Genomic DNA, 11,019 nt, shown 5'->3' with positions numbered 1-11,019 from the left:
GGTGTTAGGGGACTTTTGCAAGAGGTCTAATGCTTCTTAGCAAGGAAACCAAATACATGAACTGAGGTTGGGCAGATGGCTAATGGTGCTGTTTGTACAAGACAGTGAGTAAGTGGCGATGTATCTTAAGTGCCGCTCCCGTACCCCTACGGGGAAGCAAGCTACATGGAGCGTCTTGAAAAGAAGGGAAGGAGAAAGTTCTGATCAGAGCGGCAAGCCTTCTAGCGAGCGTCTACGCCACGATTGGATATGCTATTCATCGCTAGCGGACACTCAAAAAACCAGTTGTTCGCTACAGTCTATTCGTGACGAATAGCGACGCAGAAATTATTTAAGCCATTGAAGACTATTGTAACGAGAGGATGGGTAACATTGACTTCTAACACACTTTCACAAAGAATACGTCAACATCAATATCTGCGTGATTTACGAAACAAATTACTCCACCTTCACAAGATGTTGCTGGAGACAGAACGCATTGCCTACGAACAGGTTAGTGGACGAGTATCAAGCGGAGAACTACTTCAACTTGTCATCGCTCATGAACAATTTGCTTGGCTACATCGCATTTCTGAGGTGGTTGTGCAAGTTGATGAAATGCTCGAAGCAGATGAACCGATAGCGATGGACGATTTTGAAAAGTTGATTGCTGATGTCCGCACGCTGATTGTACCGTTAGAGACGGGCAATACCTTTGAGAGAAAATATTACAACGCTCTCCAGCGCGAACCTGGTGCTGTGTTGGCACATGCGGAGATATCAAGGTTTCTCACGTCTGAGGTTTAAGGGTAACTTAGAGCGATTTTCAATAGCCATACAGCAGATTTTATCTGAATCGGCCAGAGTAAGTAGGATGGGCATTGCAATGCCCATCCTACAATAACGAACTATTGGCTGTAATCTACGTATTTGAAAACTGCTGTAATACCTGACTTTTCACGCTAAGTTCTCTTGTGTCAGAGAAAGTAGTGAGGAATAATACAGAGGAAAAGCTTTGCGTAGGCGTAGCCCAACCCAGGCATCGCTAGCCACCCTGATCACAATGACTACTGTAATATTTGTACATGGCACTGGCATTAGAGAACCAGAATACAACGAAATCTTTCAGATAATTGAGCGAAAGATTCACGCCCAACGTCCTGACATCAAAGTTGCTCCCTGCCTTTGGGGTGCATTAGGTGCAAGGTTCAATGGTAATCGGGCATCAGTACCCTTGAATGATGCGACACTGGCTTTATCTCCAGGAGAAGAAGATGCAGATATTGTATTATGGGGGCAATTATACCGTGACCCTCTGTATGAATTGCGGCTGTTGTCTTTGAAACCGATTGAGTCAGGAAATCCTTTTGGGGAAGAACCAGGGGATGTTTTACAATCTCGTGTAGCAAGTCTCACTCCGACATTGGAACTGGAAGCTAAGTTGCAAGAGGCGGGAATTGCAGAGATATTTGCAGAAGCACCAGAGGCTGTGATTCGCAGTGAACCGTATTATCAGGCATTGCTCACAGTTTCCGAATCTGATTTGAGTGAATATTATGCAGCAATAGCAAGAGCGATCGCAGCTCAAGCAATGTTTCTTAGCGAACAGCAAGAAAAATTTCCCCCCATACTCACCGATGCCCAATTGCGGGACAATGTTGTGAAATTGCTGACTCTGGCTTTGGGAGAGGCGGAATTAGGATTGGGTGGCTGGTTATTAAAGCCACTTGTTGAATTAGCGTTGCCAATGGGAACAAATTATGTCAGAGGAAACCGCCTTGAGTTAACTGATAAAATTTCGCCTATGCCTAATTACCCCCCTCAATCCCCCCTTGGAAAGGGGGGAAGCCGGAAATCCAGTTCCCTCCCCTTTACAAGGGGAGGGTTAGGGTGGGGTAAAAACCAGATTCGTAAACTACTTCAGACAGATTCGTAAACTACTTGAGACTTGTGTTTACACCGTAGGGGGAAGGCTAAAAGCCCCCTTTTTAAGGGGGTTGGGGGATCTCTTGTGCGTAAGTCCTAATAACGTGAGAGGCTAGGTCATCATGCAGTTGATGGCTAAACCCGATCGCACATTTGGGTTAATTGTGGGTATTGAAAAGTACCACGAATCTACTTGGAATGTGCCGGGTGGGGGGCCAGCCGATGACGCGCTGAAATTTGCTCATTGGCTGCATCGGCGCGGTGTACCAAAGGAGAATATCCGGTTATGTTTATCAGCGCTGGAAGAAAATCATCAGTTAATTGGGGAATGTGGGTTAACTGTAGAGTTAGCAACAGAGCAAAATATCTCCGACATTGTGACTAACTTCTTATCCCCCAAGTCGGGGGATTTACTCTACATTTTTTGGGCGGGACATGGTGTGATTACCTCAGAACGAGAGCGTCGGTTGATTTGTGCTGATGCAAATAAACAGAATTGGCAGAATTTAGATTTTAATTCTTTATTAGTTTTGCTGGGTTCCGATAAATTTCAGATTCGTAATCATATTTGTATTATTGATGCCTGTGCCAATTATGTTTTAGAGTCGAAGGGAAGACCAACTAATTTAGGTGGCAAAACTTTTTTGAGTGGTCAGCCAAAGCAAGATAGTCAACAATTTGTGTTACTGGCTACGCGGGAAGGAGAAAAAGCTAAGGTAAATTCTGAAACTCAAACAGGATACTGTTTTATTAGTATTTGATGATGTCAAAGACTGGAACCAAATTCAACCCTATTTACCACTCAAAGGTTCTCGGTTTAAGGTGTTAATTACCACTCGTCAAAACACAGGGTTAACATATCCATCACTGCGGCTAGGCGAATTGTCAGCAGATGGAGCATTAGAATTATTAACAACCCAGCTGGGAAAAGATAGGGTTGAGAAGGAATTAGAATTTGCTAAGGGACTTTACAGATTTGTGGATTATGTACCTATTGGACTTTACCAAATAGCAGCACAGTGCCGAGAGCCAGGGAGAGTATTATGCTAGCAGACATTCTCGCACGGCTACAAAAGCAAGCATCAGCAGGCGAGTCTGGCGTAGCAGCAGCTTTTGAGTTGAATTGGCAATGCTTAGAACCAGAAGCGAAAAAATTAGCTTGTCTATTGAGTTTGTTTGCTTTGGCTCCTATACCTTGGTCTTTGGTAGAATCAGCAGCAAGTGCTAGCTCTTTGGAATTTGACTTTAAAGCTAACTGCGCTGTTTTAGTTGAGCATTATTTGCTGCAAGAATTACCAGAGGACACATACCAAATCCATGATCGCATTCAGGAATTATTGCGCCAGAAGTTAGAAGAGTTAGCTAAAGCTGATGAACTCAAGCGCGGCTTTTGTCAAGCGATGGTAGCCGTAGCGCGAAGTATTCCTCAGACACCCACATTGATAGAATTTGCTGAAGCAACCCTGGTTATCCCACACCTTGCGGAAACTGCCACAGTTTACCAAGCTTGGTTAAGCGATGATGATTTAATTTCGCCTTTTGTAGGCTTGGGTAGATTTTACGAAGGTCAAGGAGCCTACGAGCAAGCTTTACCTTGGCGTGAACAATGTTTATCAGCTGCTAGAGAACGTTTTAGAGAATCACACCCAGATGTGGCAACTAGCCTGAACGATTTGGCAGCACTTTACCGTTCACAGGGAAGGTACAGCGATGCTGAACCTTTGTACATTCAAGCTTTGGAGATGTATAAACGTCTGCTGGGGGATGAACATCCATATGTAGCAACTAGCCTGAACAATTTGGCAACACTCTATCGTTCACAAAGAAGGAACAGCGATGCCGAACCTTTGTACATCAAAGCTTTGTCTATGAGAAAACGCCTGCTGGGCGAATCACACCCAGATGTAGCAACTAGCCTGAACAATTTAGCAGCACTTTACCGTTCACAGGGAAGGTACAGCGATGCTGAACCTTTGTACATCCAAGCTTTGAGGATGAAAAAACGCCTGCTGGGGGATGAACATCCAGATGTGGCAACTAGCCTAAACAATTTGGCAGAACTCTATGGTTCACAAAGAAGGAACAGCGATGCCGAACCTTTGTTAATCCAAGCTTTGTCTATGAGAAAACGCCTGCTGGGCGAATCACACCCAGATGTAGCAACTAGCCTGAACAATTTAGCAGGACTCTATCGTTCACAGGGAAGGTACAGCGAAGCCGAACCTTTGTTAATCCAAGCTTTGAAGATTGCTCAACAACGGTTGGGGGCAAATCATCCCAATACAATAACCATTTGTAAGAATCTGGAATACTTGCGGCGGAATCGTCAGCCTTGATTCAGGAGAATGGTTGCTTTTATCTGGCGTTGGTTTCAGTAATTTAGGTAATCTGCACCGGCTGCATTACCCGCCTGGGATTCAAATTCTAGTCTAATAAGTAGGCAACATAATTAATTACACAATGTCATTACGATCGCACCAAACCAAAATAATGCGATCGCAAGGGGTGCGATCGCTCCGCTCCGTTTGCAATGACTGTAAATATTTTTGTTTATCTACTTAACGAGGCTTTTAGCTCCGTCAACGAGTCTTTTAGCTCCGTTAACGAGTATTTTATCTCCGTTAACGAGTCTTTTAGCTCCGTCAACGAGTATTTTATCTCCGTTAACGAGTCTTTGAACTCCGTCAACGAGTCTTTTAGCTCCGTTAACGAGGCTTTTAGCTCCGTTAACGAGGCTTTTAGCTCCGTCAACGAGGCTTTTAGCTCCGTTAACGAGTATTTTAGCTCCGTTAACGAGGCTTTGATATCATGTCCGGTTGATTAGGGACTGACAAATAAAAAAATATCCAACTACTTATTGTGGGGTGGGTGTCTCACCCGCCCATAGCTAAAGGCGGGCAAGATGCGCACCCCACAAGATTGGATAATTTATTTGTTGGAAATCCCTTAGTGAGTCTTTTTTTATTAAAAATAGATAGAGCGATCGCAAATTTGAAGCGATCGCCATAATATCATCTACGGTTAAACACAAGTCAATTGCGATCAAAGCGTGGCAATATCAAATCCTGACGATTGCTTAACTCCACTCGTTGCGATGCGATCGCATATTACAAGTAATTTGCTGGATTTGATTTGGCAACACCTGCCCTGGAGATTTATTTCCCCCGTCTCTGCGGTTTAACTGCATACCCGTAGGCCAAAGCCCAGTTTGGTTCCTCATCCAAATGGCAACGCGCGCGAATTGACCAATATGGATCGCGGAGCATTTCTCGACCGATGAGAACCAAATCTGCACACCCACGAGTAATTATTTGGTTGGCATAGTCAGCCTGAGTTATCATCCCCACAGCCCCAGTCCTAATCCCAGCCTCCTCTCGGATTTTGGCAGCAAAAGGTACCTGATAACCTGTCTGCACGGGAATCCTGGCATGAGGGACTAAGCCTCCTGTGGAAACATCGATCAAATCAACGCCTAATACCTTTAGTTCGCGGGACAATATGACTGACTGCTTGAGATCCCAACCTCCCTCTACCCAGTCGGTAGCAGAGATACGCACAAAAAGCGGCATCCCGCTTGGCAGAATCTCTCGCATTCTTTTTACTACCTCCAGCAATAAACGCATTCGGTTCTCCAAGGAACCTCCGTAACGATCTGTTCGTTGATTACTTAGCGGCGAAAGAAAGGAATGCAGTAGGTATCCATGAGCCGAGTGGATTTCGATAATCTGAAAGCCTGCTTGAACGGCACGCTGTGCTGTGGCAATGAAGGCTTGAATCACCTCTTCAATCCCAGCCTCATCGAGGGCTATGGGAACGGGGCCGCCCTCTTGAAACGGAATTGGGCTTGCCCCGACTACAGGCCAAGCGCCTTGTTCAGGTGTCAGTGGTGTACCACCCAGCCAGGGAAGATTGCAACTCGCCTTCCGGCCAGCATGGGCTAATTGAATCCCGGCGATCGCTCCCTGTTGCCCAAGGAAACGTACAATCCGAGCTAGTGGCTCGATGTGTTCATCATCCCAAAGACCAAGATCGCCGGGGGTGATTCGTCCTTGGGGTGTGACTGCTGTCGCTTCGACTACAATCAGGCGAGTACCTCCAACAGCCCGACTCCCCAAATGGACGAAGTGCCAATCGTTTGCGAATCCATTCTCTGCCGAGTATTGACACATTGGTGACATCGCTATGCGATCGGGCAGAGTGATATCTCGAATTGTCAGTGGACTAAACAAGTCCACTTCCGGTACATCCGAGTCGTGCAGACTCGTTGAGTTACAACCGGGGGAATCGATGAATTCTAATTCGCTCTGGGCTGGGGATGATGGCAAAGTTGTTAGTTTCTCTGTAGTCATGCTGTTACTTTTTTGCTTTGTGGACTAACACCCAGTATCCGAGTTAGCTCGTCAAAATCGATTTTGGATCAAGAGTTTCAGATATTGGGTGTCTGATTTTTTGTCGCTTATCCAACGATTTTTAATCAATCCCCGTAATTCCCCATCCCTCTATAGAGTGGAGAATTACCCCAGACAAAGAAACCTCACCCTGGTTCTGCTACGCAAAACCTGTCCCTCTCCTTATTAAGGAGAGGGATTACAGCAGAAATCATGTATTTGAACCACATCTGTCGTAGGGGCACAGCAATGCTGTGCCCCTACCGCGTGGTCTATTTACCTGAAAATAGCTGTAAAGTCAGGACTCTTTGAGGTTTTTGGTTTGGAAGCGGGGTGACAAGAATAAGTTGCATATAGCGTGACTATAGTCCTGCAAACCACTCATAGCCCTGATCTTCCCAATAGCCTTTAATCGGTAACAAATTACTGACGAATGTAATTTGAGTCACCCACTTGCTTTGCTTGTATCCCAGTTTAATTGGAGATGCTAGGCGGATGGGCGCACCATTATCAACTGATAATGGTTGTCCATTCTTTTGATAAGCCATCAGGGTTTGAGGATGTACAGCCGAGGCAATATCCCAGCTTTCATAGTAGCCATCAGCAGATTTGAAGTAGACATAGCGGACGTTTGACTTCGGCTGTACCAGCGCTACTAAGTCTCGCAATCGCACGCCTCCCCATTGAACGATCGCAGCCCAGCCTTCTACACAGACATGGCGAATCACCGTTGAAGTCAAGGGAAGTTTTTGAATATCTGCCATGCTCAATTGCATCGCGTTACTAACCTCACCATCAATCTTTAGGCGAAACTGCGCCGGATCAATTTGCGGGGTGAAGTCAAAGGTATTAATCAGCAATTTGTCTGCTTCTATGGCATTGACAGGAAATTCAGGTACTGGTTTTTGACTTAGCAGGAGTGCTTCAAGACGTTGGTTTAGTGGCTCAGATATTTGCCGCACATTATCTGAGAACAAATTTGTCCCACAGCCACCTAAAAGAAAACCTACCCCTGAAAGTCCAGATACTTGCAGTAACCGACGACGGGATAGAGTGCGTTTGGGAAGAATCAAACTCATAAGTACCTCTACACGAACATAGACTTAATTAGATGGATGCTTCCTACCTTCAGGGCAAGTAAGGAATGAGCAATTGTAAACAGTATGACTGTGGGAACAGTGATAAAGTGAACAGTGCGTAGAGTCTGCCAACTCCCAAACAGCCCCGAAAGCCAATGCAGTTGAGCAGGTTTGTACATCGCCAGACCACTCACGATCGCCAGCAGTAGCACTGGAATGATCGCAGTATAAACTAGCCGATGCCATGCGTAATTCTTGCGCTTGGGGTTCTGGCTGACTTGCAATGCTTTTAAGTCACCGCGATCGACAAACCGACGCTGCCAACGACGAGTTACAAAGATATAAACTCCATACCAAAGTAAGTTCAGCGAAAACAGCCACATAACAGTAAAATGCCAGTTTCTGCCACCCGCTAGCCAACCTCCTAGCAACATAAAGTCAGGAAAATGCCAGCCTGCACGCCCTCCAAATACCGGATTAGCATTATAGATTTCCAGTCCGCTACCGATCATCAAGATGAGACTGATGATATTAATCCAGTGAAAGGTTTTTGATAGAAAAGTCTGACTTGGTGTTGAGCGGACTTTGCGTTTTGATGAGGTCATACCAATTTTAGATTTTGGATTTTGGATTTTGGATTTTTAGATTGTTCTCAGTCAGACTTTTGAATTTGAGATTTTTTATATTGTTCCCTGTTAGAGTTTCGGATTGGGTCTGATAATCCAAAATCTAAAATTGGCACGTCTCACAGACGTTGAGTGGGAAAGAACGGAGCCAGCCAAAGTTGTATCTGGACATCCCAACCGAGAAGAATCGCAATTGCTGTCGCCGCGATCGCCACACCACCAATCCGCTGCAACGCTGCACTATGGGAGCGGAGATTGAGGATTCGTTGGCTGAGTATTCGCCCACCGTAGGCGATCGCCAACAGAGGCAAACCTGCCCCGATTCCATAAGCAACCAGTAGCCAAAATGCACCTGCGACTTGATGATTAACTGCTGCTAGTACTAAACCCAAAACTGGCCCAGCACAGGGAGTCCACAAAAGCCCCAACTGAGTCCCTAGCCAAAACTCTCCCATGAGTCCGATTCGTGTAGGTTTTTTAGCCCACTTGCCAACTGGAATATAACTAAATATTCGGTAACTCCAGGTGGCGAAAATTGCCAGTAATCCCAAAAATAAAAGGAGTGCGATCGCACCATTACGCAATAAATTAATCACGCCTGTAAACCAGTTTGCTGTTACACCTAGCAAACTACCTGCTAGTGCAAAACCAGCGATTAATCCCCCTAAAAGTGCTACTGGCCCGTAAGTATGCGATTGGAGCGTAGACGCGGAGCGGCTTGTCGTCAGACATCGGCCCAATAGCACAGGCAAAATCGGTAAAACACAGGGTGAAAGCACATTCAAAACACCCCCCAGTAACGCCAGACTGATTGATAAAGTAGAAGTAGTCACAATTCCTTCTACCCCAATAGCTGGCGGATAGTTTGCTCTATTTTTTCATATGCCCCTTCACCAATATGGTCATATTGCAACAAGCCCTGGCGATCGGCCAAAAACATGTGGGGCCAATACTGATTGTCGTAAGCGTTCCAAGTTTTATATTCGTTATCAACCGGAACCGGATAAGTAATTTTGTGTTGTCGTAACGCCTTTTTTATGTTGTTTGCGTCTCGCTCAAAGGCAAACTCTGGTGTGTGGATGCCAATCACCTTGAGTCCCTGTGACTCATACTGCCGATGCCATCTAGTGATGTAGGGCAGGGTACGCTGGCAGTTAATACAAGCAAAAGTCCAAAACTGGATCAGAACAACATTGCCTTTGAGGTCAGCGATCGACAAAGGTGTAGAATTAAGCCACTGACTGATACCCTGAAAATCTGGCAGACTCTTGCCTGCCGGAGGTTTCACTGCAATAGCTTCCGAGCCTTGCGTATTGTTACCATTTGCAGAAGAGATAGAAGGGGCATTCACTTTTCTGAAGTTGGGAAATGTTGTGGCTGCACCGATTCCAACAACCCCTAACCCAAGATAAAAAAGTAACTGACGGCGGCGGAGCAGGTTGTGATTCATCAGAATTTCTCCTGTTGAGGTCAAAGCGCCAAAGTATAGGGATTGGGATCAGGTTTTTCCTGGAACCAGTCCCTAGTAGTCTGTCAATAAATAATTGATGGATAAATTTCCTGTAGAGACGGCGATTTATCGCGTCTCTCTAACCGTCAAAATGAATTTGACAGACCACTAGTAACCAGTAGAAGAAAAGTGAGATGCAAAGCTAGTTGTGGCTAGGGCTGCTGGAAGCTGGCGATTTCATAGCATCACCCGCTTTATCTTTACTCATCGCATCGCCGGCTTTATCTTTGCTCATCGCATCGCCAGCTTTATCTTTGCTCATCGCATCGCCAGCTTTATCTTTGCTCATCCCCGGAGAGGCTTCAGGAGCAATTTGATTGTTGGTTTCTGGAGTGCTAGAGCAAGCAGTGAGACTGGTAGTTAAAATCAGACCAGCAATTAAAGAAAGTGTTTTCCAGTTCATAGTCTTCTTTCGTCCTTTGGATAGTTCTTTTTGTATTGATTGATTCAGAGGAAACTAAGCTACAAGTAGGTTCATAAAGGCTATTGGGGTAAAGAAGATGCCTTGTTGTAGAGGACTCCATCAGACTTTTGCTACTGCGTAGCTTGCCGCCGTAGGCATCGCATCTACGTTGCAATCAAATAACGCTTTCGGTTCTAACACAACTTTGAATAATAGTAGTAAAAGCGATCGCAACTCTTGTTAACCATTATTTTTGATACTTAAGCCCACAGTACGGCGGAAGTCAAAGCTTTTATGGGGAGCAGGTTTGGGAATATTCACCAAGACCAACAAGGCATTAACAATTCAAAATTCAAAATGACGCTCTCTACGAGACGCTAAAAGCGAACGCAGACTCGCTAACGCTACGCTAACAAAATTCAAACATTTTAGACATTTTCAGACGGGGATTTAAACCCCGACTGAAAATAACGCTACCTGTATTGTTGGGGTCTTAAACCCTTTGATTTACGATAAACAGCAATCTCAAGTTGTAAGTACTCCACGAACCAAGGCAAAACTTATGAGTAGAAAGCTAGTTTGATTTATTACTCCTGATGTTTGAGTTATCTCGAACATCCAAAGTATCTCTGTTAGTACTGAAGCTTATCTGAAACTAAGCCATGATTTTCATAAATTTATCCCTTGATAAAATTTAGTTGATTCTCAGCATTTTCTCAGGCAATCATGGTAGCTCAAAGCCATAACCTAATTTAAGTATTCTCTCAGGAAAACCTCATGCTGAAGTGAATGAAGGCAACTTAGCATCATAGACATCTGTAGGACTTACGCACTGTACAAATTAATCATGTCTCGTTCCCAGTCAGAGACTGGGAATGCCTAATAGGGGGCTGCCGCCTCTGACTCGCGGCAGAGCCGCAATGATCAACATTTCCAGCCAGAGACTGGAAACGAGATTTGAAAAGGGTTTTAGCTTAAGTTGACACCAATGAGCATTGCGCTTTATCCCTACGACATATCCGGTTTTTGCAGTACTTATAGCAACGGACAAGAAGGTTAGGACATTAACTGATGATAAAACCTATATACAAACAGACTTTCAACCCAG

At 45.0% G+C, this 11,019-nt stretch carries 12 protein-coding genes; 5 read left to right on the top strand and 7 right to left on the bottom strand.

The window, feature by feature from the left end; translation table 11 throughout:
- Positions 1–372: 372 nt before the first annotated feature.
- From HWQ41_RS25060 to HWQ41_RS25040, 5 genes are all read left to right on the top strand, one after another.
- Positions 373–786 (top strand): hypothetical protein, encoded by a 414-nt coding sequence (locus tag HWQ41_RS25060; RefSeq protein ID WP_292769057.1) that lies wholly within the window; start codon positions 373–375, stop codon positions 784–786.
- 256 nt (positions 787–1,042) lie between these two features.
- Positions 1,043–1,915 carry a hypothetical protein gene (locus tag HWQ41_RS25055; RefSeq protein ID WP_292769055.1) on the top strand — a complete coding sequence of 291 codons (873 nt, stop codon included), beginning with the start codon at positions 1,043–1,045 and terminating at the stop codon, positions 1,913–1,915.
- Positions 1,916–2,027: 112 nt separating this feature from the next.
- The gene (locus tag HWQ41_RS25050; RefSeq protein WP_292769053.1) at positions 2,028–2,666 is read left to right on the top strand and encodes a caspase family protein; all 639 of its coding nucleotides are present in this window, start codon (positions 2,028–2,030) and stop codon (positions 2,664–2,666) included.
- Positions 2,626–2,955, top strand: coding sequence for an NB-ARC domain-containing protein (locus HWQ41_RS25045; RefSeq protein ID WP_366931708.1), 330 nt, complete (start codon positions 2,626–2,628; stop codon positions 2,953–2,955). Before HWQ41_RS25050 ends, HWQ41_RS25045 begins: the two co-directional genes overlap by 41 nt.
- Positions 2,949–4,241 (top strand): tetratricopeptide repeat protein, encoded by a 1,293-nt coding sequence (locus tag HWQ41_RS25040; RefSeq protein ID WP_292769051.1) that lies wholly within the window; start codon positions 2,949–2,951, stop codon positions 4,239–4,241. Before HWQ41_RS25045 ends, HWQ41_RS25040 begins: the two co-directional genes overlap by 7 nt.
- A gap of 218 nt (positions 4,242–4,459) precedes the next feature.
- Here HWQ41_RS25040 and HWQ41_RS34370 read toward each other — a convergent pair whose 3' ends face one another.
- The 7 genes from HWQ41_RS34370 to HWQ41_RS25010 all read right to left on the bottom strand — a co-directional run bounded on the left by HWQ41_RS34370 (position 4,460) and on the right by HWQ41_RS25010 (position 9,911).
- On the bottom strand, positions 4,460–4,684 hold the full coding sequence (locus HWQ41_RS34370; RefSeq protein WP_366931707.1) for a hypothetical protein: 225 nt from the start codon (positions 4,682–4,684) through the stop codon (positions 4,460–4,462).
- 376 nt (positions 4,685–5,060) lie between these two features.
- On the bottom strand, positions 5,061–6,254 hold the full coding sequence (locus HWQ41_RS25035; protein ID WP_292769048.1) for an NADH:flavin oxidoreductase/NADH oxidase: 1,194 nt from the start codon (positions 6,252–6,254) through the stop codon (positions 5,061–5,063).
- 401 nt (positions 6,255–6,655) lie between these two features.
- The gene (locus tag HWQ41_RS25030) at positions 6,656–7,372 is read right to left on the bottom strand and encodes a molybdopterin-dependent oxidoreductase (protein WP_292769045.1); all 717 of its coding nucleotides are present in this window, start codon (positions 7,370–7,372) and stop codon (positions 6,656–6,658) included.
- An 8-nt stretch (positions 7,373–7,380) separates the two neighbouring features.
- Positions 7,381–7,977, bottom strand: a complete 597-nt coding sequence (locus HWQ41_RS25025; RefSeq protein ID WP_292769042.1) for a cytochrome b/b6 domain-containing protein — start codon at positions 7,975–7,977, stop codon at positions 7,381–7,383.
- 140 nt (positions 7,978–8,117) lie between these two features.
- Positions 8,118–8,831 carry a cytochrome c biogenesis protein CcdA gene (locus tag HWQ41_RS25020; protein ID WP_292769039.1) on the bottom strand — a complete coding sequence of 238 codons (714 nt, stop codon included), beginning with the start codon at positions 8,829–8,831 and terminating at the stop codon, positions 8,118–8,120.
- A gap of 8 nt (positions 8,832–8,839) precedes the next feature.
- The gene (locus tag HWQ41_RS25015; RefSeq protein ID WP_292769036.1) at positions 8,840–9,448 is read right to left on the bottom strand and encodes a thioredoxin family protein; all 609 of its coding nucleotides are present in this window, start codon (positions 9,446–9,448) and stop codon (positions 8,840–8,842) included.
- 202 nt (positions 9,449–9,650) lie between these two features.
- Positions 9,651–9,911 carry a hypothetical protein gene (locus tag HWQ41_RS25010; protein WP_292769034.1) on the bottom strand — a complete coding sequence of 87 codons (261 nt, stop codon included), beginning with the start codon at positions 9,909–9,911 and terminating at the stop codon, positions 9,651–9,653.
- Positions 9,912–11,019 lie beyond the last annotated feature (1,108 nt).

The sequence above is a fragment of the Nostoc sp. NOS(2021) genome (assembly GCF_017115025.1).
GTDB lineage: Bacteria > Cyanobacteriota > Cyanobacteriia > Cyanobacteriales > Nostocaceae > Nostoc.
This window is presented reverse-complemented; position numbering and strand designations above follow the sequence as displayed.

Excerpts from the sequence above, each read along its gene's own strand:
- HWQ41_RS25015 (WP_292769036.1), bottom strand. The coding sequence starts at position 9,448 with ATGAATCACAACCTGCTCCGCCGCCGTCAGTTACTTTTTTATCTTGGG.
- HWQ41_RS25035 (WP_292769048.1), bottom strand. The coding sequence starts at position 6,254 with ATGACTACAGAGAAACTAACAACTTTGCCATCATCCCCAGCCCAGAGC.
- HWQ41_RS25055 (WP_292769055.1), top strand. The coding sequence starts at position 1,043 with ATGACTACTGTAATATTTGTACATGGCACTGGCATTAGAGAACCAGAA.
- HWQ41_RS25025 (WP_292769042.1), bottom strand. The coding sequence starts at position 7,977 with ATGACCTCATCAAAACGCAAAGTCCGCTCAACACCAAGTCAGACTTTT.
- HWQ41_RS25030 (WP_292769045.1), bottom strand. The coding sequence starts at position 7,372 with ATGAGTTTGATTCTTCCCAAACGCACTCTATCCCGTCGTCGGTTACTG.
- HWQ41_RS25010 (WP_292769034.1), bottom strand. The coding sequence starts at position 9,911 with ATGAACTGGAAAACACTTTCTTTAATTGCTGGTCTGATTTTAACTACC.
- HWQ41_RS25040 (WP_292769051.1), top strand. The coding sequence starts at position 2,949 with ATGCTAGCAGACATTCTCGCACGGCTACAAAAGCAAGCATCAGCAGGC.
- HWQ41_RS25050 (WP_292769053.1), top strand. The coding sequence starts at position 2,028 with ATGCAGTTGATGGCTAAACCCGATCGCACATTTGGGTTAATTGTGGGT.